Source organism: Collinsella sp. OM06-18AC (genome assembly GCF_003438785.1).
Classification (GTDB): domain Bacteria; phylum Actinomycetota; class Coriobacteriia; order Coriobacteriales; family Coriobacteriaceae; genus Collinsella.
This window is the reverse complement of record NZ_QSTX01000009.1, coordinates 32,983-56,893: the sequence shown is the minus strand read 5'-3', so window position 1 is coordinate 56,893 and position 23,911 is coordinate 32,983. Positions and strand designations below refer to the sequence as shown.

Annotated in this window: 18 protein-coding genes; 8 read left to right on the top strand and 10 right to left on the bottom strand. The window is 62.2% G+C overall.

Annotation, left to right across the window (positions count from 1 at the left end; genetic code table 11):
* Nucleotides 1–46 precede the first annotated feature (46 nt).
* Nucleotides 47–2,614 carry a bifunctional 23S rRNA (guanine(2069)-N(7))-methyltransferase RlmK/23S rRNA (guanine(2445)-N(2))-methyltransferase RlmL gene (gene rlmKL / locus DXB86_RS06915; protein WP_117736622.1) on the bottom strand — a complete coding sequence of 856 codons (2,568 nt, stop codon included), beginning with the start codon at nt 2,612–2,614 and terminating at the stop codon, nt 47–49.
* A gap of 75 nt (nt 2,615–2,689) precedes the next feature.
* Between rlmKL and DXB86_RS06910 the strand changes: the two genes are divergently transcribed.
* Both DXB86_RS06910 and DXB86_RS06905 read left to right on the top strand, forming a co-directional pair.
* Entirely contained in the window at nt 2,690–3,517 is an 828-nt protein-coding gene (locus DXB86_RS06910; protein WP_158555298.1) for an HAD hydrolase family protein, read from the top strand.
* A gap of 193 nt (nt 3,518–3,710) precedes the next feature.
* Nucleotides 3,711–4,415 carry a transaldolase gene (locus DXB86_RS06905; protein ID WP_199411013.1) on the top strand — a complete coding sequence of 235 codons (705 nt, stop codon included), beginning with the start codon at nt 3,711–3,713 and terminating at the stop codon, nt 4,413–4,415.
* Between the two features lie 381 nt (nt 4,416–4,796).
* Here DXB86_RS06905 and DXB86_RS06900 read toward each other — a convergent pair whose 3' ends face one another.
* The 4 genes from DXB86_RS06900 to DXB86_RS06885 all read right to left on the bottom strand — a co-directional run bounded on the left by DXB86_RS06900 (nt 4,797) and on the right by DXB86_RS06885 (nt 10,448).
* A complete protein-coding gene (locus DXB86_RS06900) occupies nt 4,797–6,944 on the bottom strand; it encodes a Tex family protein (protein ID WP_117736619.1) in 2,148 nt (715 codons plus the stop codon).
* 189 nt (nt 6,945–7,133) lie between these two features.
* A complete protein-coding gene (locus tag DXB86_RS06895; protein WP_117736618.1) occupies nt 7,134–8,174 on the bottom strand; it encodes a Gfo/Idh/MocA family protein in 1,041 nt (346 codons plus the stop codon).
* Between the two features lie 69 nt (nt 8,175–8,243).
* Nucleotides 8,244–9,500, bottom strand: a complete 1,257-nt coding sequence (locus DXB86_RS10155; RefSeq protein ID WP_117736617.1) for an MFS transporter — start codon at nt 9,498–9,500, stop codon at nt 8,244–8,246.
* A 66-nt stretch (nt 9,501–9,566) separates the two neighbouring features.
* Nucleotides 9,567–10,448: an SDR family NAD(P)-dependent oxidoreductase gene (locus tag DXB86_RS06885; RefSeq protein WP_117736616.1), complete on the bottom strand. Its 882-nt coding sequence runs from the start codon at nt 10,446–10,448 to the stop codon at nt 9,567–9,569.
* Between the two features lie 233 nt (nt 10,449–10,681).
* Between DXB86_RS06885 and DXB86_RS06880 the strand changes: the two genes are divergently transcribed.
* A complete protein-coding gene (locus tag DXB86_RS06880; RefSeq protein WP_233504174.1) occupies nt 10,682–11,560 on the top strand; it encodes a LysR family transcriptional regulator in 879 nt (292 codons plus the stop codon).
* A gap of 206 nt (nt 11,561–11,766) precedes the next feature.
* Here DXB86_RS06880 and DXB86_RS06875 read toward each other — a convergent pair whose 3' ends face one another.
* The 3 genes from DXB86_RS06875 to DXB86_RS06865 are packed head-to-tail and all read right to left on the bottom strand — an operon-like array spanning nt 11,767 to nt 15,992.
* Nucleotides 11,767–13,686, bottom strand: a complete 1,920-nt coding sequence (locus DXB86_RS06875; RefSeq protein WP_117716362.1) for an ABC transporter ATP-binding protein — start codon at nt 13,684–13,686, stop codon at nt 11,767–11,769.
* A complete protein-coding gene (locus DXB86_RS06870; protein ID WP_117736614.1) occupies nt 13,679–15,493 on the bottom strand; it encodes an ABC transporter ATP-binding protein in 1,815 nt (604 codons plus the stop codon). The genes DXB86_RS06875 and DXB86_RS06870 overlap by 8 nt, the downstream gene beginning before the upstream one ends.
* Nucleotides 15,486–15,992: a MarR family winged helix-turn-helix transcriptional regulator gene (locus DXB86_RS06865; protein ID WP_117736613.1), complete on the bottom strand. Its 507-nt coding sequence runs from the start codon at nt 15,990–15,992 to the stop codon at nt 15,486–15,488. Before DXB86_RS06865 ends, DXB86_RS06870 begins: the two co-directional genes overlap by 8 nt.
* A 445-nt stretch (nt 15,993–16,437) precedes the next feature.
* On the opposite strand from DXB86_RS06865, the gene DXB86_RS06860 reads away from it, so the two are divergent.
* The 3 genes from DXB86_RS06860 (at nt 16,438) to DXB86_RS06850 (ending at nt 19,124) form a co-directional block, all read left to right on the top strand.
* Complete coding sequence (locus tag DXB86_RS06860) at nt 16,438–17,262, top strand: PfkB family carbohydrate kinase (protein WP_117564361.1); 825 nt, start codon at nt 16,438–16,440, stop codon at nt 17,260–17,262.
* Entirely contained in the window at nt 17,255–17,584 is a 330-nt protein-coding gene (locus tag DXB86_RS06855) for a TIGR04076 family protein (protein ID WP_199411012.1), read from the top strand. The genes DXB86_RS06860 and DXB86_RS06855 overlap by 8 nt, the downstream gene beginning before the upstream one ends.
* Nucleotides 17,585–17,762: 178 nt before the next feature.
* Nucleotides 17,763–19,124 (top strand): ATP-binding protein, encoded by a 1,362-nt coding sequence (locus tag DXB86_RS06850; RefSeq protein WP_117736612.1) that lies wholly within the window; start codon nt 17,763–17,765, stop codon nt 19,122–19,124.
* Between the two features lie 160 nt (nt 19,125–19,284).
* Here the strand turns inward: DXB86_RS06850 and DXB86_RS06845 are convergent, their stop codons facing one another.
* Entirely contained in the window at nt 19,285–19,731 is a 447-nt protein-coding gene (locus DXB86_RS06845) for a low molecular weight protein-tyrosine-phosphatase (RefSeq protein ID WP_199411011.1), read from the bottom strand.
* A 57-nt stretch (nt 19,732–19,788) separates the two neighbouring features.
* Nucleotides 19,789–21,033, bottom strand: a complete 1,245-nt coding sequence (locus tag DXB86_RS06840; RefSeq protein WP_233504173.1) for an MFS transporter — start codon at nt 21,031–21,033, stop codon at nt 19,789–19,791.
* Between the two features lie 152 nt (nt 21,034–21,185).
* Here DXB86_RS06840 and DXB86_RS06835 point away from each other — a divergent pair, with 152 nt between their 5' ends.
* Both DXB86_RS06835 and DXB86_RS06830 read left to right on the top strand, forming a co-directional pair.
* The gene (locus DXB86_RS06835) at nt 21,186–22,133 is read left to right on the top strand and encodes an isopentenyl-diphosphate delta-isomerase (protein ID WP_158555297.1); all 948 of its coding nucleotides are present in this window, start codon (nt 21,186–21,188) and stop codon (nt 22,131–22,133) included.
* Between the two features lie 244 nt (nt 22,134–22,377).
* On the top strand, nt 22,378–23,835 hold the full coding sequence (locus tag DXB86_RS06830; protein WP_197736862.1) for an SLC13 family permease: 1,458 nt from the start codon (nt 22,378–22,380) through the stop codon (nt 23,833–23,835).
* The last annotated feature ends 76 nt before the right edge of the window (nt 23,836–23,911 follow it).

Below are 23,911 nucleotides of genomic sequence, written 5' to 3'. Positions count from 1 at the left end.
TTTGCCTAATTCCAGGCAAAACAGTCCGTATTCCACCGCAACTTTGTTATCTGCCCTTAGGCTTGCTGGCGTAGAACTTCTTCTTTTTGGGCTTGCCGGCGGGGGAGGGTTTGCCGGCAAAGTTGGACTTGCCGTTGCCGGCCTGCGCGTGCGCGGGTACTGCCGCACGGGGCTTGCGGGCCTCGGGGTTGCGCAGCTCCTCGGTTCGCTCGGCAATTTCCTCGGCGCTAAAGCCGACCTCGGCCATGGCGTCCTCGATGGGCAGGCGGCGCACGATATAGCAATGGTGCACCTTCTGGTTGCGTGCGAAGTCCTCGGGGATGGTCTGCGCCGTTATGTCCTGTAGCACCACGCCCGCGCGTGCGAGCTTGCGTGTCTCGGGGCGGAAGCCTCGCAGGTTGCAGCTAAAGATGGCATGGCCGCCCCGTGCGAGCAGGCGCGATACGCCGGCCAACAGCTCAACATGGTCGCGCTGGACATCCCAGGTGCGGCGGCCCATCTTGGACGAGTTCGAGAACGTGGGCGGATCGACAAAAATCAGGTCCCAGCGGTTGCGCGTCTGGCGCTGGTCGCGAATCCAGGCGAGCACGTCGTCGCGCACAAAGTGGTGTTGCGATCCCACAAAGCCGTTCTGGCGCATGTTGCGCTCGGCCCAGTCCAGGTAGGTGTTGGAGAGGTCGACCGTCACGGTTTCCTCGACGCCGCCGTCGGCCGCATAGCAGGTAGCGGTGCCGGTGTAGGCGAACAGGTTGAGGAAGCGGCGTGCCTGCTTGGCGTGCTCGCGCACCAGATCGCGCGTGACGCGGTGGTCCAAGAAGATGCCCACGTCCAGGTAGTCGTCAAAGTTGACGGCAAAGGTAAGACCGCCTTCCTCGATGAGCGGCAGGCGACGGCGCGCGATGTTGGCGCGCTCGCCCGAGCCGCCCTTGCCGGCGCCCTGCTTGCCGTACTGCGAGCCGCCGCGCGAACGCATGCGTGCCTTGGCGTGCACGTGCTCGGCCGGAACATCCAGGATGCGCGGCGCGATGGCCAAGATATCGAGCATGCGGGCCTGGGCCAGCGCCGGGTCGATGGTCTTGGGTGCGGCGTATTCGGCGATGACGAGCCAACGGCCCGGTGTCTGCGGGCAGCCCTCGTACAGGTCGATGGCGGCGGAGTAATCGGGCAGGTCGGCATCGTAGACGCGGTAGCAGCTCACGCCCTCGCGCTTGGCCCACTTGCGGCGCAGGCGTGCGTTCTTGCGCAGGCGGTTGGCGAACTGCTCGGACTCGGGGATGAGCACGGGCAGCGGCTTGCCGTCGCCCAGGTCGAGCGTGGCGGCAGGTTCGGACCTGGCGGAAACGGCGGCTTCATCGTTGACTTCGTTGGCATCCGCAGCCTCGGCCTCGGCATCCGCACTGGTCGCAGCCTCAAACGCTGCGGCGGCGTGGTCGAGCGAAGGCCAGACTTCGACGGTCGCCTCTTCGTTGTTGGGCATGACGGCGATCGAGCGCTCGGGCTCGGTGTGGAGCGCGCGGGCCAGCAATCCGTCGCGGGTGAGCGCGGCGACCGGCGCCGCGGCAAGCTCGGGCGCGCGGCGCAACTCGCCGATGAGCGTCATGGTGTCATGCATGAGCGAAAGCGGTGTCTCGGTCGTATCCGCGACCACGGCGGCGCCGGCGACAGCGCCCGCGTGGTCCAGTACGGTGGCGGACTTGGCGGCGCAAAAATCGACAAAGCGCTTGTAGCCGGCACATTTAACCATGCGCTCAGCGGTCTTGCGGGCGGCGGGGTCAACATCCACGGCCACGATGCGCGCTTGGCGCTCGCGCGCTGCCGCCTCGCGCTCGCGCGCCTCGGCAAGCAGCTGCTCCCACAGGGCGGCATCGTGCAGCTGCCAGCCCTCAAAGCCCCAGCGCTCGCGTGCGGCGCCCGGGGCGCGGTCGGTCAGAATGTTCACGGCCTCCAGCAGCAGGCCGCCGCCGGCGCACGAGGCGTCGATCAGCGTGGGCAGGGCCTCGTTTTCGTAGTCGTCGGCCGTCAACTCGCGCTCGCACAATGCGGTCCAGCCAACTTGAGCCAGCACCAGAGCGGCGTAGTCGGGGCGCAGCACGTGTGCGCCCTCGCCGGCACGAGTCGCAGCGGGCGGCAGGCGTTTGAACAGCGGGTCGCCCGAAAGGTCCAGGCTGATGCTCGCGCGGCGCTGACGCAGCGAAAGCAGTAGGTGAACATCGGGGTCGGCGGCATCGACGTCGGCGCGACGGCCCGTGGTCTCGGCCAGACGGTCGCACAGCGCGTCCTTGGCGCGCAGGGCCGAGAAGCGCGTGTTGCGCAGCTGCTCGGTCACGCCGCGGGCGGTGATGGCGATGGTAGCGCCCGGGTGAACGATGCTTTCCCAGGCGATGTCGTAAACGCCGTCGTACAACTCATCGGCATCCTGCGCCTCAAAGCGCCCAAGCACTACAAACACGCGGCTGGCCAGGCGCGACCACAGACAGGCGCGGTAACCTTCTTCGAGCTCGCCCTCAAATGTAGCGCGGCCCTTCAGGCGGCGGACATGCGAAAGCCCGAGGCGTTTAAGCTCATCGGCGAGTGCGGACTCAAAGCCCTCGGGGCAGCTTGCGTAAAATTCCATGGGTGACCTCTCTGGTTGCGTCGCTCCATTATATGATGGATGCTTCGTTTGCCCTTATCCTCGAAAGGAACCCATATGATTGATGCGTGTCCCGAACCCGCTGTGCTCTTTTTTGACGTGGACGGCACGCTGACGTCGTTCGATCCCGACGATATGACCGATAAGGACTTCAATGCAATCCATCCGTCGAAGGCCGTTGTCGATGCATTTGGTCGCCTGCGCAATGCGGGTCACCAGGCATTTATCTGCACGGGTCGCCCCTTGTGGCTGATTGCCGATGGCCTGCGCGCGCTGAACCCGGCGGGTATCGTTGCCATGGCGGGGGCCACGCTCGAGGTCGAGGGCCGCGTGGCACACGAGGACTGCATTGACGAGGACATTGTTGAGGAGCTCGCGCGTCGCATTACTGTGGCGGGCGGCGAGGCGTTGTTCGAGACGAACGGTGCCACCTATTCACTTGAGCCAGTTGGTGTCGAACAGTCATTTCTGCTGGGCGCCGGCGTGGTGCATGGCGTTGATCAGATGCGCGTCGACGGCCGCTTGCGCGTAGGCAAGGTGTGCATTAACGCGTACGACCTGGCTCGCGTAGCCAACGATGACGGCTTTATCGAGCGCGAGTTTGAGCTGTGCAACACCGGTGGTCAGAATCGCGAGCTGAGCCCCAAGGGTATTGACAAGGGCGTGGGCGTGGCGCGAGCGCTTGACTATCTGGGCCGCTCTGGCAACGAGCGCACCTTTGGCTTTGGCGATTCGGGCAACGACCTGGGCATGCTCGCCGCCGTCGAGACGGCTGTGGCCATGGGCAATGCCATGCCCGAGGTCAAGGCGGTCGCCGACTACGTGACCGACGACGTCGCGAACGACGGCACCGTCACCGCGATGCAACATTTCGGCCTCATCTAATGAATCTCGCCTTCTGACGTTTGCTCAAACTGCGACTCTTTGCTTTTGCATGCTCAATCGATTTATCAATCCAAACACTGAAGCGATTATACCGTTCGCCGAGAAGATAAAAAACCGCAGTTCACGCCTTGATAAACGTAGGTAAAGTGTTTAGCAGTTTAACGCCCGTGTGCAAGCGAAAGGAATCAGGCAGATGGCAATCAAGGTGTTCGCTGACGGTGCAAATCTCGAGGGCATGCTCGACATGTACGAGAACGGCAACGTTCAGGGTTTCACGACCAACCCGTCCCTTATGAAAAAGGGCGGCGTGACGGATTACCGCGCCTTTGCCAAGGAGGTCCTGGCCCATATCACCGATGTGTCTGTGTCGTTTGAGGTCTTTGCCGACGACGTCGAGACCATGGAGATCGAGGCCCGCGAGATCGCTACCTGGGCCGAGAACGTCTACGTCAAGATTCCGTGCGTGACCACCAAGGGCGAGTCCACCGCCGAGCTGGTGCACAAGCTTTCGGCCGACGGCATCAAGGTCAACGTCACCACCATCTTTACGCCTACGCAGGTCGACGAGATGGTCGAGGCCGTTGACGCCGAGACGCCGTCCATCATCTCGCTCTTTGCCGGTCGCATCGCCGACACCGGCGTCGATCCCATTCCGTTTGTGACGGAGTCGGTCAAGACGGCCGCCGCCAAGCCCAACTGCGAGGTCCTGTGGGCATCCACGCGCGAGCTCATCAACATTTACCAGGCGCAGGCCTGCGGTTGCCAGATCATCACGGTGCCCAACAGCATCCTGGCCAAGCGCAAGAACATCGGTCGCGATCCGTACGAGGTCTCGCTCGACACCGTGCGCGGCTTTGCCAAGGATATCGCCGCTTTGGGCTTCCATATCTTGCCGTAACGCGAACACTGGCTGCGCCGCGGGTTGTTCGCCCCGGCCTTTCCTTTCCCTATCGCTCACGCGCTTCGCGAGGGTCGCGCTAGGTAAAGGAAAGGCCGGGGCTGCCGACACGAGCTTGCCGGCAAGTTAGCACTCGGCTTCCATATCCTGCCGTAGGCAAAGGTACCCCCGCCTGCGACGTGCAAAATTGAGAGTATTCAGCAAGGTAAAGGCTTTTACCAGCTGGTTGAAGCACGGAACAGCCCCCGTTTTGGCTCTGACGACGCTAAAACGGGGGCTGTTTGTGACTTTATTGCCTCTGAGGGGCGTTCGGAGCGGCGGAAATTGCAGAATACTCGCGATTTTGCACGCTGCTACAGGGGGTACCCTTGCTTTGGCGGTTTATTTCCCCTGCACCATGGTGAGCGAGATCTTCTTGCGGTCGCGATCGACCTTTTCGACCCACACCTTGACCGTGTCGCCGACGCGCACCACGTCGCTTGGGTGCTTGACGAAGCGGTTGGCCAGTTTGGAGATGTGCACGAGGCCGTCCTGATGCACGCCCACGTCGACGAAGGCGCCAAAGTCGACGACATTGCGCACCGTGCCCTTGAGCTCCATGCCGGGCTCCAGGTCGTCGATGGAAAGCGCCGAGCGGCTAAAGACAACCTCGGGAGCGTCGTCGCGCGGGTCGCGGCCGGGCTTCTTGAGCTCGTTGACAATGTCGATGAGCGTTAAGGTGCCGCAGTCCAGGTCGCTTGCCAGCGCCGAGATGCTGCCCAGGCGGCGCTCGATGTCGGGCACGCCGCCACGGCTGAGCTCGCTTGCTTTAACGCCGGCGCGCTCCAGGACGGACGTAGCCACCTCGTAGCTTTCGGGGTGGACGCTTGTCGCGTCGAGCGGGTTCTTGCCGCCGCTGATGCGCAAAAAGCCCGCAGCGTTCAGATATGCCTTGGGTCCCAGCTTGGGGACCTTCTTAAGCTGGCGGCGATCGGTAAAGGCGCCGTTTTCCTCGCGGTACGCCACGATGTTCTTGGCCACGCTTGGCGTGATGCCCGATACGTATCCCAGCAGGCTCGCGCTCGCGGTGTTTACGTCGACGCCCACGCGGTTGACGACGTCCTCCACCACGTGGCCCAGGGTACGCGAGAGCTCGGCCTGGTCAAGGTCGTGCTGGTATTGACCCACGCCGATGGACTGGGGCGGAATCTTGACGAGCTCTGCCAGCGGGTCCTGCAGGCGACGACCCAGGCTCATGGCGCCGCGCACGGTGACGTCCAGGTCGGGATATTCCTGGCTGGCGAGCTCGGAAGCGGAGTACACCGACGCGCCGGCCTCGTTGACGATGGTGTAGCGAAGGCTGGGCGCCTGCTCGGAGATGAACTCCGAGACGACTTCTTCGGTCTCGCGGCTGGCGGTGCCGTTGCCGATGACGATGGTGTTGACGCCGTCCTTCTCGACGAGGCGGGCGAGCTCGCGCTTGGTGCCGGCGACGTCGTGGCGCGGCTTGGTGGGGTAGACCACGCCATGGTCGAGTAGCTTGCCGGTCTCGTCCATGACGGCGACCTTGCAGCCGGTGCGGTAGCCCGGGTCGAGCGCGAGCACGCGGGCGCCGCGGACGGGGCGTGCCGAGAGCAGGCCTTCGAGATTCTTGGCAAAGACGTTGATGGCCTCGGTCTGCGCGCGAACGGTGAGCTTGGCGCGGGCCTCGCGCTCCAGCGAAGGGGCCATGAGGCGCTTGTAACCATCAGCGATGGCGGCATCGAAGATGGGGGCAAACACGCCCTGGCGTCGGGACCAACGGCTGCCGAGGCGTGCCGTGGCGGCGGCGCCGTCGACGTTCACGCGCACGCGGAGCTTGCCCTCGCGCTCACCGCGGTCGATAGCCAGCACGCGGTGGTTAGGTATGCGGCGCAGGGGCTCATCGTAGCTGTAGTACGGCTCGTAGGGGGTCTTCTCGGTGGGGTCGGTGGCCTCGACGACGATGTCGGCGGTGTTTTGCGTAAAGGCGCGCAGGTCGGCGACGTTCTCAGGGTCCTCGGCCACCGTCTCGGCCACGATGTCGGCGGCACCGGCGAGTGCCTTCTCGGGCGTGTCGAAGCCAGCCTCCTCGTTGACGTATGCCGCGGCGGCGTCGAGCGCACTGCCCTTGGCCGAGGCCTGCATGATGATCATGTTGGCGAGCGGCTCCAGGCCGGCCTCGCGGGCCTTCTGCGCGCGGGTCATGCGCTTTTTACGGTAGGGCTTGTAGAGGTCTTCGACACGCTGGAGCTGCGTGGCCTCGCGAATCTGCTGCTCGAGCTCGGGCGTGAGTTTGCCCTGGGCGTCGATGAGCAGGATGACGTCCTCTTTGCGCTGCTCAAGATTGCGCAGGTAGGACAGGCGCTCGTCGAGTGCGCGCAGGGCGACGTCGTCCATGCCGCCGGTGGTTTCCTTGCGGTAGCGCGAGATAAAGGGGATGGTGTTGCCCTCGTCGATGAGCTTGACGGCCGCCTCGACATTGGCGGCCTTAAGGTTGAGCTCGCGGGCGAGCTGGGCGATAAGATCCATGGGAATTCCTGTCTGTGAGTACGTTACAGGTGCATGAGCCACCCAGTCTACCACCCGCCCGCGCGCCACGGCCGCAAAGAAAAGCCCCGCGGGCAGGAGGCTGCTCGCGGGGCAAAGAAGAGGGACTTGTCGGTGGCGGACCGAGGGGCGCGCATGGGGCTCAGCGTGCCCCGGCCCGCGCTCGAGGCATTACAGCTCGACGAGCTGGCCGGTCTCGGCGGCCTCCTTGATGGCGTTGAGAAGCGTGAGCGTCTTAACGTTGTCGGCGGGGGTCACGACGGGCTCGACCTCGCGGCGGACGACCTTCACAAAGTGCTTGAGCTGCATCTTGTGCGGCAGCGCCGGGTCCACGGCCGGGATCTCCATCTGCAGCGGCTTGTGCCAGTTAGAGGCGCCGTCGTAGGAGAACTGGTGCAGGCGGGGCAGCGACAGGGCGCCCAAGGTTCCGCCGATAAAGTAGGCGTCGGCGTCGAAGGGGCGGTACTGCGGGTCCTCGCGGGCGGTTGCCTCCCAGTTCCAGGGGCTGGCGGTGGCGTCGGAGATGGTCATGCTTGCGAGCGCGCCATCGGCAAAGCGGACGTTGACCACGGCGGAGTCCTCGGTCTCAAAGCCGCGGGCGGCGCTGGACTGCATGCTCTGGACGGCGACGGGCTCGCCCAGCAGGTAGCGGAGCAGGTCGACGTCGTGCACCAGGTTGACCAGGATCGGGCCGGCACCCTTCTTGCGGCGCCACTCGACATCGAAGTACTCGTCGTTCTTATAGATCATGTAGTGGAAGCTCGACACGGTGAGCTTGCCCAGCTCGCCGGACTCGATGATCTCCTTGGCCTTGTTCACAAACGGGTTGTGGCGACGGTGCTGACCCACGAGCACGGGCACGCCGGCGGTCTCGGCTTCGGCGGCGAAGGCCTGGGCATCCTCGAGATTGTTGGAAATCGGCTTTTCGACCAGCGGCACGATGTTGCGCTTGATGGCCTCGCGGGCAACGCCCAGGTGCAGGTCGTTGGGGGTGGCGATGATGACGGCCTCGGGCTTGACCTCGTCCATCATCTGGGCGGGATCGGTATAAAACGGCACGCCGGCAGCCTCGGCCGTGGCGCGGGCGCCCTCAAAGGCGTCGGCGATGGCGACGAGCTCGGCCTCGGGCTCCTCGGTGACAAAGCGGATGTGGTTGCGGCCCATGGCGCCGGCGCCGATGACGGCAATGCGGACGGGGTTGAGCTCAGACATTTCGACTCCTTAATGCTGGTGGCTGGTGGAATGTGACAAAGGGACAGTCCCTTTGTCACATCGGTAAAACTAGGCGGACTTCTTCTTGCTGTCGGAGACCATCATGTAGAGGGTGAGCACGACGGCGATGGCGGCGATCACGATGGCGCCGTAGAAGGACTGCTGGTAGGCGGCGCTGCCGGCCTCGGCGTGATACAGCACGGCAGTGATGGGCTGGCTGATCCAGGTAGAGGCGGCGTAGCCCAAAAACATGATGCCGTAGTTGACACCGATGTTGCTGGTGCCAAAGGCGCCACCGGTGAGCGGCGGGTAGATGACGAGCAGGGCGCCAAAGCTAAAGCCGAGCAGGGCGAGCGCCACAAAGAACATGCTCTGCGTAAAGCTCATCGACATGATGACGAGCGCGACGATGGTCACGACAAGGCTGATGAGCAGCGACTTGTAGGCACCGATCTTGTCGATGATCTGGCCAAAGGAAAGGCGACCGACCAGGTTGGCGCAGGTGTTGACGGAGACGACCACGCCGCCGAGGGCGACGGCTGCGGCACTCGTGGGGTCGGCGAAGAGCTGGACGGCGGCGATGGAGGCAACCTTGCCCACAAGCAGGGTGCCCGCGGTGGCGGCGAAGGCGAAGGTGGCGATGAGGACCCAGAAGCGCGGGGTTTTGACCATCTCGCCTGGGGTGAGGTCGCCGAAGGTACCGGCGTGCGCGCCGCCCTTGGGGGCCTCGAAGCCCTCGGGCAGCCAACCGGCCTCGGGGGCCTTCAGGAACAGGGCGGAGGCGGCGATCGTCACAAAGAAGATGACGCCGAGTGCCTTGAGGGCGCCAAAGATGCCCAGACTCGGGATGAGCAGCGAGGCGAGCACCGGGGACAGCACAGCGGGGCCGGCGGTCGAAGCGGCCAGGGTGATGCCGGAGGCGAGGCCCTTTTTGTCGATGAACCACTTTTGGCCGGTGGTGAGCGCGGGGTTGTAGCCCAGGCCGTTGCCGATGGCGGCGACGAGCGAGAACCACAGGTAGAACTGCCACGGCTCGGTGACGGTGCCGGACATGAACCAGCCCACGCCGTAGCACACGGCGGCAGCGATCACGACGTTGCGCGGGCCGATCTTATCGGAGATGCGGCCGGCGAAGATGCCCGTCACGGCCATGATGGTCTGGAAGACCGGGAAAGCCCAGGTAAGTGCGCTGGACCACTCGGGGTAGACGGCGAGCAGGTTCTTGGACACGACGGAGTACAGCGCGATGGAGCTGATGAAGAACATGGTGACGCACGCGGCGGAAAGCACGACGGCGCGACCCTTGTTGGAGTTGGTGGAAGCCATGGGACTCTTTCTAATCGATACGGGGGAGGAGCGGGCGTGTCCGCGGTGCCTCCCTGTCAGGTTGGTTTACTGGTCAGTCGGCTTTGCGACGCCGGACTCGTCGGACCAAAGCTCGACACCCTTGTTCTTGAGGTAGTTGTCGGCGTATGCGCGACGGCCACCGGGCTTGGCGGTGAGGTCGCCCATCATGTTGGAGAAGCCGCCATCGACCTTGATGGCGTCGCCGGTGGTAAAGTCCGAGCGCTTGGACGCCAGGAACATCACGGCGTTGGCGATATCGCTGACCTCGCCGATGCGGCGCGTGGCGATCAGGCGGCTGCGGCTCTTTTCGACCTCGGGGTCGGCGTAAAAGCTCGCCGACATGGGGGTCTTGACAAAGCAGGGCTCGACGCAGTTGGAGCGCACGCCGTAGGGGCCCCACTCGGCGGCAAGCATCTTGGACATCATGTTGACGCCCGCCTTGGTGGAGCTGTACACGCCCGAGAACGTCTCGGGGGAGTGGCTGGCGACGGTCGAGATGTGCACCAGGCGGCCCTGCCCGGCCTTGATCATCTCGCGACCAAAGCGCTGCGAGGTGATGAAGTAACCGGTGAGGTTGACGTTGAGCACCTGCTCCCAGTCGCTCAGCGGCAGGTCCTCCATGGCGGCGAAGCGCAGGATGCCGGCGGTGTTGACGAGGACATCGACGCGGCCGAAGTCGGCAATGGTGGCGTCGACGGCGGCCTGGACCTCGGCCTCGTCGGTGGCGTTCATCTTGTAGCCCTCGGCGTGGATACCAAACTCGGCGGCGAGGTCGGCAGCTGCGGCCTTGACCTTCTCCTCGTCCAGGTCGAGCAGGACGACGTTGGCGCCGTTGCGGGCGAACTCGCGGCAAATCTCGACGCCCATACCGCCGAGCGCGCCGGTTACGGCGCAGACATCGCCCTCGAGCTTAAGCCAATTGCTCATAGGAACTTCCCTTCTTGTGCCTCCTGGTGGGTCGCTCCCATTAATCGACCCACGTGGTTTTCGCTGGTTATCGTATGCTTTGCATTTGCGCAGGTGAATTGCATATTTGTTAGAATGGCGTTAACCGTAGGTTTACACTGTGCATTGAGGTTTGTTCTCAATTGAGCTCGTGACCTGCGAAAACGACCCCCTGCGGTGCTGTGGGCCCGCGCTTGCGAAAACGGGAGATTGACGTGTACGATCGACGACTCGAGGCCATAGCGGCCGCCGCTGAGCTGGGAAGCTTCTCGCGCGCCGCGGCAAAACTGCGCGTGTCGACCCCGGCACTCGTCAAACAGGTGTCAAGATTCGAGGCCGAGTTTGGCATCACGCTGTTCGAGCGCTCGCATTCGGGCGTCAAGGTGACGCCGGCGGGGGCGCTTCTGGTGGACGACGCGCGCTCGATTATGCGCCAGTCCGAGGATGCCCTGCGTCGCGCCCGACGCGCGGCGGGCGATGGCGGCGCCGTGCGCCTGGGCGTGTCGATGATGTGCCCGGGGCGTCAGACGCTGTCGATGTGGACGGGCGTACACGAGCTGGAACCATCGCTGCGCTTCGAGATCGTGCCGGTGAACGACCTCTATGACGAGCGTGAATCCGTCATGCGCAGCTTGGGGCGCGAGGTGGATGTAGTGCAGTCGAGTTTTTCGACCCCGCGCTGGGGTGACGCCTGCCAAAAGCTCCGCATCGTTACCGTGCCGTTTTATATCGACGTGCCGCGCACAAGCCGGCTTGCGCGCAAGACGCGCATCACGGTTGCCGACTTGGAGGGCATGCGCCTGCGCGTGCTTCGTCACGGCAACGACGCCATGGACAGCCTGCGCATCGACCTGTTGGCCGACGGCGGCGTGGACGTGATCGACGTGGACAGCTTTGACTTTGCGCTCTTTAACGAAGCGGAGGAAAAGGGCGATGCGGTGCTCACCTGCGGAGCGTGGTCGGGCGTGCACCCGGCCTTTGTGGGCGTACCGTTCCTATGTGGCCGCGAGGTGCCGGTCTATTTGCACTACCCGCTTGAGCCCACCCTCCAAGTCCAAAAATTCGTCAACGCCATGGCCCAACTCCTCAAGTAGCTTACACAAAACGAGGCCCTGGCCAAACGGCCAGGGCCTCACTAACTTTTATTCCGTTTTAAATGACGGGCTAATCGCGTACAGGAGGGTGCCCCGGGGGCGGCGGGGTATTTCCTCCGCGCGCAGTTTCGCAGCGCAGCGAGAATGTTTGAGCACGGAGGAATTACCCCGCCGCCCCCGGGGCACCCTCCGTGGAACAAACCTGCCTACTCCAGCTCAAACGCTCCCGTGTACAGCTGGTAGTAATACCCGCGCTTGGCGATCAGCTCGTCGTGGTTGCCGCGCTCGATGATACGGCCGTGGTCCAGACAGATGATCGCGTCGGAGTTACGCACGGTGGACAGGCGGTGTGCGATGACAAACGTCGTGCGGCCCTCCATGAGCTTATCCATGCCCGCCTGCACGATGGCCTCGGTGCGGGTGTCGATGGAGCTCGTGGCCTCGTCTAGAATCATCGCCGGCGGATCGGCGACGGCGGCGCGGGCGATCGAAATTAGCTGACGCTGGCCCTGCGACAGCTGTGCGCCGTTGCCGGTGAGCATGGTGTCGTAGCCGTCGGGCAGGCGGGTGATAAAGTCGTCTGCGCCCGCGAGCTTGGCCGCTGCGATGCACTCCTCGTCGGTGGCGTCCAGGTTGCCGTAGCGGATGTTGTCCATCACGGTGCCGGTGAACAGGTTCACGTCCTGCAGCACGACGCCCAGCGAGCGGCGCAGATCGGCCTTGCGGATCTTATTGACGTTGATGCCGTCGTAGCGAATCTTGCCGTCGGCGATGTCATAGAAGCGGTTGATGAGGTTGGTGATGGTCGTCTTACCGGCACCGGTGGCGCCGACAAACGCGACCTTCTGACCCGGCTTGGCAAACACGGACACGCCGTGCAGGACCTCGTGGTCGGGGGTGTAGCCAAAGTCGACGTTGTCCATGACCAAGTCGCCGCGCAGCGGGACGTACTCGATCTCGCCGGTTGCGCGGTGCGGATGTTTCCACGCCCACATGCCGGTGTGGTGGTCAGCCTCCTCGAACTCCCAAGTCTCGGGGTTCACCTGTGCGTTGACGAGCGTCACGTAGCCTTCGTCGGCCTCGGGCTTCTCGTCGATGAGCTCAAAGATGCGGTCGGCGCCGGCGAGGCCCATGACCACGGCGTTGATCTGCTGCGAGATCTGGCCGATCTGTCCGCAGAACTGCTTGGTCATGTTGAGGAACGGCACCACGACGGCGATGGACAGCGCCATGCCCGAGATGCTCAGGTTGGGCACGCCCAGCGCCAGGAAAATGCCGCCCGCCAGTGCGACCAGCACGTAGAGCAGGTTGCCCAGGTTCATAAGGATGGGCATGAGGATGTTGGCGTACATGTTGGCCTTCTGGGAGACCTCGAAGAGCTTTTCGTTGCGCTCGTCAAAATCGGCCTCGGCGGCAGACTCGTGGCAGAACGCCTTGACGACCTTCTGACCGTTCATGACTTCCTCGATATGGCCCTCGACCACGCCGAGCTCGGTCTGCTGCGCAATGAAGAAGCGCGCGGAGTTGGAGCCGAGCAGCTTGGTCATAAAGGTCATAAAGGCGACGCCGGCGATGATGACCAGGCACATCCACACGCTGTAGTACAGCATGATAAAGAACACCGTGACGATGATGATGATCGTCATGAGCAGGTTGGGCAGCGACTGGCTGATCATCTGACGCAGCGTGTCGATGTCGTTGGTGTAGTGGCTCATGATATCGCCGCGCTGGTGCGTGTCGAAGTAGCGGATCGGCAGGTCCTGCATACGGTTGAACATCATCTCGCGCAGCTTCTCCAGCGAGCCCTGCGTGACGATAGCCATGGCGCGGTTCCAGAAGAGCGAGGACAGGACACCGACGCCGTAGATGCAGGCGAGGGTGGTCACGAGCTGCAGAATCTTGGGCTGTGCGGCTTCCCAATCGCCCGACTGCCACGATTCGCTAATAATCTGCAGGGCGCTCTGCAGGAAGGTCGCGCCGATGGAGTTGATGATGGCGCAGAGCACCACGCCGGCGACGACAAGGGGCAAAAGCACGGGATAGAAGCCAAAGAGCGTCTTGATGAGGCGCGACATGGTGCCGCCCTTACGGTTGAGCGCGCGCTCGGCGGTCGTTGCCTTACTCATGTGCCTCGCCTCCTTCCTGGGTCTGAGCTTGCGTTGCGGATGCCTCGGTGTCGGCCTCGACGGCCCCTTCGCCCTCGGCAGACATCTTGTTTTGCGAGGTAAAGGTCTCTCGGTAGATCTCACTCGTCTTGAGCAGCTCTTCGTGGTTGCCGATCTGCGCGATACGGCCGCCCTCCATGACGATGATGCGGTCTGCGTCCTGCACGGAGCTGATGCGCTGGGCGATGATGATCTTGGTCGTGTTGGGCAGATAGCTTGCCAGCCCTGCGCGGATCTTAGCGTCGGTCTTGGTGTCGACGGCGCTGGTGGAGTCGTCCAGGATCAAGATCTTGGGGCGACGCAGCAGGGCGCGTGCAATGCACAGGCGCTGCTTCTGACCGCCCGAAACATTAGAGCCGCCCTGTTCGATCCAGGTGTCGTAGCCCTTGGGGAAGCCGTCGACAAACTCATCGGCGCAGGCCAGATGTGCCGCCTCGCGGACTTCCTCGTCGGTGGCGTTCGGGTCGCCCCAGCGCAGATTCTCGGCGATGGTGCCGCTAAACAGCACGTTTTTCTGCAGCACCATGGCGACCTGGTGGCGCAGTGCGTCCAGGTCGTAGTCGCGCACGTCCACGCCGCCCACGCGCACAGCGCCTTCGGTGGTGTCGTACAGGCGGGCGATGAGGTTAACGAGCGTGGACTTGGCCGAGCCGGTGCCGCCGATGATGCCGATGGTCTCGCCGCTCGTAATGTGCAGGTCGATATTGTCGAGCGCCTGGCGCTTCGCATGCTTGGAATACTTAAAGCTCACGTGGTCAAAGTCGATGGAACCGTCGGCAACCTCGAGCACGGGCTCGGCGGGATCGGCGATCGTGGGCTCGGCGGCCAGCACCTCGGCAATGCGGTGTGCCGATTCGTCGGCCATGGTCACCATGACAAAGATCATCGACAGCTGCATCAGGCTCATGAGAATCTGGAAACCATAGGTAAAGGTCGAGGAGAGCTGGCCCACGTCGAACAGCGTGCCCTGGCTCGTGATGATGAGCTTGGAGCCCAGGTAGATGATGACGACAAACGCGCCGTTGACGCAGATGTTCATCATGGGGTTGTTAAAGGCGAGCAGCTTCTCGGCGCGGGTGAAGTCCATCTGGACGTCGCGCGCGGCGGTCGCGAACTTCTCCTTCTCAAAGTCTTCGCGCACATAGCTCTTGACCACGCGCATGCCGGTGACGTTTTCCTCGACGGACTCGTTAAGGGCATCGTACTTGTGGAACACGCGCGAGAAGATGGGGCGCACCTTAAAGATGATAAAGAACAGTCCAAAGCCCAGCAGCGGAATGATGACCAGGTAGACCATGGCGACGCTGCCGCCCATGATAAACGCCATGGTAAAGGCGAAGATCAATACCAGCGGCGCGCGCACGGCGATACGGATGATCATCATAAAGGCCTGCTGCACGTTGTTGATATCGGTGGTCAGGCGCGTGACGAGCGAGGAGCTCGAGAACTCATCGATGTTGGCAAAGCTGAACGTCTGGATCTTGTAGAACAGGTCGTGACGCAGGTTCTTGGCGAACCCGCAGCTCGCATGGCTGCAGGTGACGCCGGCAGCGGCACCAAAAGCAAGCGACGTCAGCGCGATGAGCACCAAAAAGCCTGCGGTGGGAAGCATCTCGGCTACGGTGGCGCCGTCTTTGATAGCGTCGATCAGGTTGGCAGTGATAAATGGAATCAGCATCTCGCAGAGCACCTCGCCAAGCACAAGCAACGGCGTAGCAACGGTGACTTTCATATAGTCGCGGATGCTTCCCATGAGGGTTTTAATCATCCAGTTCCTCCCAGGTTACGCGGATTTTATCGAGCATTTCGGCGAGGTCCTCGCGCTCGTCGTGGGTGAGCGCGCTAAAGGCCCGTTCTCTAAAGCGGATGCGGGCTGCCTGGTCGATGCGGGCGTTTTCCCGGCCGGTTTCGGTCAGGCGAATGGTGAGTTGCCGTCGATCCTTGGGGTTACGGCTGCGCTCGATGAGGCCGTTGAGCTCGAGCTTGGACAGGATCTCGGAAAGCGATCCCGGCTTGAGGTCAAAGTGCATGCCGAGCTCCTGCTGCGACATCTCGCCGCCGGGCTGCTTGGCCAGCAGGCAGATGATGGGCGCCTTGCCGGACACGCCTCCGCCATGAAAATGCATGTAATGGCCGCAAAAGCCCAGATTATTGAGGATGCGCTTGGCAAGCTTGTCTTCGGCGCTGACCGCTTCGGGTACATCCGCAGGCTGTGACGGGTCGCCGCCGGGCTCATGCGAACAAAGGTTAAGAGGTTTATCGCACATGAATTAGTGTTGCTCCTTTCTTTAGTTAGGTAGTGGAATTGTTTTGTGCCTAACCAATCTAGGAGCATGAGAAATGAATGTCAAGGTACCAAACTTATAGTTACGGCGTTTTGCCAAACGCCGTAACCGCTCGACGCTGCAAACGCTCCTAAGCGGCAATCTGGCGTTCAATCGTCGGGCATGGCCACAAGGCCTATGCCCTCCTCTTTCACGCCACCTTGCTCGCTTAGGAGCGTTTTCGCTGTCCGTCCTCAACATGTGATTCCGCCACGGTCCGCTTCGGTGCATGTGATCCCTTGGGGACGGAGGAAAAGGGATCATTTTCCGAAACCTTTCCGCAACAATTTGCCCTTCGTACCGCTCGCCTCCGCTCACAACGTCCCCTGCGCTACACTTAGTCGCACTGTGGTGCTGCCGCGCCGCACCCGAAACAAGGGAGACCCTCATGAAGAACACTCAGCTGCTGCTGATCAACGATATGTGCGGCTACGGCAAAGTCGCGCTTTCCGCCATGCTGCCGGTGCTGTCGCACATGGGTTACCGTATCCACAATCTGCCGACGGCACTTGTGTCCGATACGCTCAACTATCCCAAGTTCTACATCCACGACACCACGGAGTACGTGCGTCAGAGTCTTGCCATCTGGGAAGAGCTCGGCTTTGAGTTCGACGCCATCTCGACCGGCTTTATCGTGACTGAGGAAGAGACGCGCATCATCTCGGACTTTTGCCACCGCCGCGCGCAAAAGGGTACCAAGGTGTTCGTCGACCCCATCATGGGCGACAACGGCAAGCTCTACGCCGGCGTGCCCGAGTCCACGATTGGCCTTATGCGGCACCTGCTGGAGTGCGCAGACTACGCGGTGCCCAACTACACCGAGGCCTGTCTGCTCACCGATACGCCTATTGCAGAACAGATCACGCCCGATGAGGCCCGCGCCCTTGTGGACGCCGTGCGCGAGCTGGGTGCCAAGTCGGTGGTCATTACGAGCGCCGTGGTCAATGGCACGAACGCGGTTATCGGTTACGACCATGTGGCGGGGGAGTACTTCACGATCCCCTTCGAGCTGATCCCGGTGTACTTCCCGGGTACGGGCGATACGTTCTCGGCCGTGCTTATGGGTCGCGTGATGAGCGGTTGGACGCTTCAGCGCGCCACGGCCGATGCCATGCGCGTGGTGGCCGAGCTTATCGAGCGCAATGCTGCGCAGGAGGATAAGTCTGCCGGCCTGCCCATCGAGGCCTGCCTGGATGTGATTGACCATGAGTAATGCTGGCGAGGGCGGCGTCAAGCCTGCGGGCGAGAACAAGCCGCTCGGCGCTCCGCGTGGCAAGCGGCCGCGTATCCGCGTGAGCTGCGTGGACCAGCTGGGGACGTGCCGCTGCCACCACGGTCATAAGCCGGGCGACGTCTTTGACTTTGACCGAGACCGCGGCAAGATGTGCGCCATGGCCTGCCATGTGGGCTTTCCCTATATCGATATCCTGCGCTATGGCGGAACCGTGCCTGGCAACGAGCCTGGTACGGCAAAGTTCTGCTGCCCCGAGGTCGATACGCTGAATGTCTGGCTTGCCGAGATCGTCGACGAATAGCCGGATGCGACAAAGGGGCGGGCCCTTTGCCGCATCCGCCGATGGTGCCCCTTCTTTTTTGCCTATAATCCTAAATCTCTGCATTTCATCCGATATTAGGTTCTAAAAACTCTGCATTTCATCGATAATCAAGCATATAAACCTTGCATTTCATTTGATGACACTGAGGGGAGAGCCTATGCTGCGTAGGAAAATAGCGGCAGAGCTGGAGCGTTGGCTGAAGTCTGCCGAGCAAAAGGCCTTATTCATTACGGGTTCTCGCCAGATCGGCAAAAGTTATTCGATTCGCGCATTTGGCAAAGCCAGCCATGCAACCTACATCGAGCTCAACCTCATGGAAAATCGCCAGGCAAAAGATGCTCTTCTCGAGGCACGAGATGCTGATGATTTCATCAGCAGGGTGACGCTTCTCTCGGGAAAGCCGATAGCACCGGGCAAAACGCTCGTGTTTATCGATGAGGTCCAAGAGGCCCCCGACATCATGACGATGGCAAAGTTCCTTGTTGAGGACGGGAGGTGCCGCTGGGCGTTTTCGGGGTCAATGCTCGGGACCCAGTTCAAGGGCGTTAGGTCCTATCCCGTGGGATATGTTCACGAGCTTAGGATGTTCCCGCTCGATTTTGAGGAGTTTTGCTGGGCGATCGGGGTGAGCGAGGGAGCTCGCCAAACGATACGCGACGCGTGTATCAGCGAGAAGCCCATTCCTGATTACATTCATGACGCGATGATGGCAAACTTCAGGACCTATACCGTTGTCGGCGGAATGCCGGAGGTCGTGCAGCGCTTTCTTGACACGCGGGGCGACCTTGCCTCTGTTCGTCAGCTACAGTCAGAGCTCAACGAACAGTACCGGCGGGATATCTCCAAGTATGCAAGCGGGCGAGCCCTTCAGGTGCAGAGCATTTACGATCAGCTCCCTATTATGCTCGAGGGCGAAAACAAACGCTTCGTGCTCAATTCCATTGACCCCAAGGCGCATTACGACAAGTACCAGCGAGATTTTGTCTGGCTCGTCGATGCCGGCGTTGCTCTCAAGGCCGATATCGTAACCGAGCCAAAATCGCCCCTGCTCAAGACGGCACGGCCATCGCAGTTCAAGCTATACCAATCGGATACGGGCATGTTGATGGCGCGCTACCCCGTTGGCGTCGCCCAGGCGGCGTATCTTGATAGCAAGGAACCCAATCTGGGCGGTATTTACGAAAACGTGGTGGCCCAGCAGCTGACTGCCCAAAATCGCCAGCTTTACTACTATCAGACAAAGAAGCGCGGCGAAGTGGACTTTGTGGTCGACGGACCGGATGGAACGGCTGTTCCGATCGAGGTTAAATCAGGTTCCTATTACCACGCGCACGCCGCGCTCGGTCATGTGCTTGATACGGCCGAATATGGCATAAGGCTCGGGATTGTTTTCTCGAGAGGCAACGTTGAACGCAGCGGAGCTGTTCTTTATTTGCCGCTATATGCGACCTGGGCCCTTTCGGATGTTTTGGGTGACTCCTGTGCCGAGGGGATAAAGCTGGAGGTCAAGCCGGTCTAGGGACAGTCCCCGATGCGACAAAGGGATAGTGCCTTTGTCGCATCCGCTATCCGAGATAATGAGCGTGGATTTTCTCCCGTCTAGAGCACACTTGAATGCTCAAAGTGGGAGAAAATCCACGCTCGATCTGTATGCCGATGACGCGGCTCACGAGGTGAACCTACAGCTGCTCGAGCATAGCGGTGCAGCCGGCGAGCACGTCGCGGTAGGTGGTATCGAAATTGCCGGTATACCAGGGATCGGCCACGTCGCCGGGGCGATCGGTCCAGTCGAGTAGACGCGAGATTTTGCCATCGGGGTCCTTACCAAAGATGCGGTGCAGGCCGCGGGCGTTCTCGGCATCCATATAGACAATGTGATCCCAGTCGCCATACTCCGCGCGACGCACCTGACGTGCGCGATGTGCGACGACGGGAATTCCGACCTCGCGTAGCTTGGCAACGGTACCGTGGTGCGGCGGGTTGCCAATCTCCTCGGTCGAGGTCGCAGCGGAATCGATGACAAACTCCGCCTCGCGCCCGGCGCGGCGCACGAGCTCGGTAAACACCGACTCAGCCATCGTCGAGCGACAGATGTTGCCGTGGCAGATAAACAGTACGCGTTGCATATACGGTTTCCTTTCGATCGTCATCATCGAGCTCGAGTATCGCATCTACGCCTACGCCTACGCCCTCGCCCGCTTGCGCTCCCAGCGAGCCAACTTAATCGTCACCAGCGTAAGCGCCCAGGCGACAAGCGAGAACGCGGCGCCCACGGCGCCCACGTACGCAATGCCAACGTTGTTTACCACGGCGCCGCCCACTGCGGTACCAAACGAGATGCCGACGTTAAACGCCATGGGCTCAACCGAACTTGCGAGTACCATCGACTTGGGATGGCGGCTGCGTGCCACGTCCATAAAGTGTGTGATGCACGAGACTGAGAATAGGTACATGAGCAGCGCCAAGCTAAAGACAAAGACCAGCGCGAGCGGCATGGTGCCGCCCACGGCAAACAGCCCGAGCAACGCCGCAGCCTGCAGCACAAACGTCACAAGCAGCGCCTTCATGCCAAAACGTGCGTCGATCCATCCGCCCAGGATGTTCGAGATCAGGCAGAACGCGCCGTAGGCCATAAGCGCGGTGCTCGCCTGAACAGTGCCCATACCCAGCACCTGCTCAAGATAAGGCGTAACGTAGCCGTAGAATACATAGACCGAGCCCACGCCAAACAAAAAGATAAGCATGCCGGTGATGATGCTCGGTTCGCGTAGCAGACCCGCCTGCTCGCGGAAGGTAGCGGGTTCGTCGGTCTGTCCGGCGCGCGGCATAAACGCCACGAGCGCTCCGCAGATCAGAACGGCAAAGGTCAGCGTGCCGTACATGGCCACGTGCCAGTCGAGCGTGTCGGCCACGAACTTGCCAATCGAAGTGACAAAGACCATTGCCACGGAAAACGCACCATATACCACCGAGATGGCAAGCGAAGTTTGCTGCGGGGACAGCAGCTCGGGGATGTACGTCACGCCCACGGCGAGCAGTGCGCCCGAGACAGAGCCCAGGACAATGCGCGAGATAAACAGTACCTGGAAGTTGGGCGCCAACGCCATGACCAGGTTGCCGAGCACAAAGACAATGCTGTAGCACACGAGCAGCTGGTAGCGGCGGAACCGCCCCGTGCTGAGCGCGAGCACCGGCGTGGCGATAGCGTAGACCAGCGCGAACACGCTGATGAGCTGACCCGCGGTGGCAAGCGATATGCCGAGTTCCGTTGCCAAGTCGCTTTCGATACCGATGACCACGAACTCGGAGCAGCCGAGCGAGAATCCCAACAGCACGAGCAGCGCCAGGCAGAGCTTGGTGCGCGCGGGGGAGAGCGCGGCGGCGGTTGACTTACTTTTAGGCGTGGTTGCGGCGGTCAAGGTTGTCACTCCAATGTCGCATGAATAAGCGGGATTCAATCCCTGCAACTCTAACAGAATGTGTCAGGTGCCTGCCCCCTTTGTCGCAGGCTGCGCTTGCCTGTATAGTCGCAATACAGGCGAAGATGGTCTCAGGTACATCGCGGGCGACAGGAGATCCCATGGGTATGCACACGACAAAGGTTGCAGTGGGCGAGGGCAAGTTTGCGCTCGAGGCCCAGCTGACGGTGACGCCGCGAGGCATGGCGGTGTACGCCTGCTCGCCGGAGTTCGCGCACCTGGGCGCTACGGCGCAGGCCATTCCGCGCCCCGAGCCCGGCCGTACGGCGACGGTGAGCATCCTGGCCGTTCCGTGCCATCGAGATGAGATCCCGGCGCACGATATCGCGGCGGCGCTGGCCACGCGCTTTGATGTGCCGGTCGTTGCAAGCACGGGTTTTCATGTTGAGCAGGCGAGCGGGGACGACCTGCAGCATGTGCTCGATACCACCAAGGAGCTCATCGCCGCGCTCGAGGCCGCCGCGGCCCGCATTCTACGCGCCGGCTGGGACGAGGGCGGTGCGGGCGCCGAGGTCGTGGCGGTCGATACCGCGACCGGCGAGGCGCTTGGCCCCGTCGACCGCATCGAGGCCCATACCGGCGAGGGAATCCTGCATCAGGCATTTCTGACGCTTCTGGTCGAGGGCCAGGGCGAAGACGCGCGCCTGCTGCTCTGTCGTCGCAGCCCGCTCAAACGCCTGTGGGGCGGGGTGCTGGCCGATGGCTGTGCCGGCCATCCGCTCCCCGGGGAAGACGTCGCGGCCGCCACGGCACGTCGCATCAACGAAGAGCTTGGCATCACGCGCGAGCCCGATCAGCTCAAGCACCTCGGACACGTGGTGTACCGCGAGGACCACGGCGACGGCCGCTGCGAGTGCGAATGGTGCGAGGTCTACCTTGCCCATGTTGAGCCGGGCGAGCTGCATATCAACCAAGAGGAAATCTCGGAGGTGCGTGGCGTGACCCCGTCCGAGCTCGACGGCTATCTGCAGGGTTACCCCGAGCAGCTGGCCCCCTGGCTCCGCGAGGCACTCAGCGACCCATCCATCCGTACGGCCCTCGCTATGTAACAAAGGTACAGTCCCTTTGCCATATCCAAACCGTCACAACATTCGATGAAAATCTCGAAATCGAGGAAAAGCGTCGAATGTTGTGATGGTTTTTGTCCAGGGGATCGCTTCTCATCCAAAAAATCCCGCTTGACTGTATTGCAACAACACAGCGCAACGTAAGGGGCGTCCGATAACGGGCGCCCCTTTTTAAGCGGCAACGTGGCTGCGAATCCGGAGCGCCCCCAACAAGAAAGGTGGGGAGATGGAAGCGGAAAAGAAGGCGTTTAAGATCACCAAGCGCGAAATTGGCTTTGTGCTGGGTATCGTTGTCTTTTTGCTGGTGAAGTTTCTTCCTTTGGCGGAGCTGAGCTCGACGGTCGAGCTCACGGTCGGTGGCCAGACCTGTCTGGCACTGACGCTCGCCACGGTGGTGTTCTGGGCATGTGGCGTGGCGCAGCCGGGCTTTGTGGGCCTGCTCTACTGCGCGCTGCTCGTTCTGTTCAAGGTGTGCGTGGACGACACGGGCGCCGCGAGCATCTCGGCGACGGTTGCCTCTACGTTTAGCTCGTGGACCAAGGCCACCATGTGGCTGGTCATCGGCGCCTATCTCATTGCCAGCGCGGTCAAGGAGTCGGGCCTGGGCGAGCGCATCGCCTATGCGTTCATGCTCAAGTTCGTGCGCGACGCCAAGTCGCTCATCATCTCGATCTTCGCGCTCACCTTTGTACTGTCGCTGCTGATCCCGCATCCGTTCCCCCGCGCTTTCCTCATTCTCGCCGTCGTCTCGGTCATCGCCGAGTCCGCCGGCTACGGTGACGACGACCGCGGCAAGCTCGGCTTCCTCGTGTTTGCCGCTGCCGCTCCGGGTTCCATGTTCTTTCTGACGGGCGATTCCACGCTCAACCCGCTCGTTGCGCAGTACAGCGCCGAGGCCGGCGGCATGAGCCCGTCGTTCGTTGACTGGTTCTTGTACATGAGCGTGCCTATGCTGGTCGCGCTGCTGTGCACCCTGTTCCTGGGCCTCTTCCTCTTTAAGCCCAGCAAGGAACTCGTCTACGATCGCGAGCAGATCGTGGCCAAGCAGGCTGCGCTCGGCAAGCTCTCCGTCAAGGAGATCCGCACCATCGTGTGGCTTGTCATCGCCATCGCGCTGTGGCTCACCGTCTCGGGCGACTATATCGGCTGGGTCACCCTGGCCATTGGCGTCGCGCTCGCCATGCCCATCATCGGCGAGGTCCTCACGCCCGCCAGCTGGAACGCCGTCGACATCAAGTCCCTCATGTTCCTGACGGCCGCCATGGCCGTGGGCTCCGTGGGCGGTGCCACCGGCATGAACGCCTGGATCGCCGACGTTGTGCTTCCCAGCTCCGTGCCCGAGAACATCTTCCTGTTCGCCCTGCTTGTCGCCGCGCTCTCCATGATCATCCACATGTTCATGGGCTCGGTCATGGCCGTGCTCGGCGTGTGCGTGCCGGCGTTCATCAGCTTCGCGGCCGGCTCCAGCGTGAGCCCGCTCGCCGTGGCGCTCATCGTCTTCACGTCCATCAACATCCACTACATCCTGCCGTTCCATAACCTGCCGATCCTTATCGGCGAGGGCAAGGATGCCGGCGGCTACACCTCCAAAGAGGCCATGCGCATGGGCATTCCCCTCACTGCGGTCGTCTTTATCGTCGTGTTGGTCGAGGCTGCCTGGTTCCACCTCTTTGGCCTGATGTAAGCAGTCGAGTGCTTGGGCTGTAAACAGCCGAGTGCTTGAACCGCGAGTTGCCAAGCGCTCCATCTATAAGCGCTGC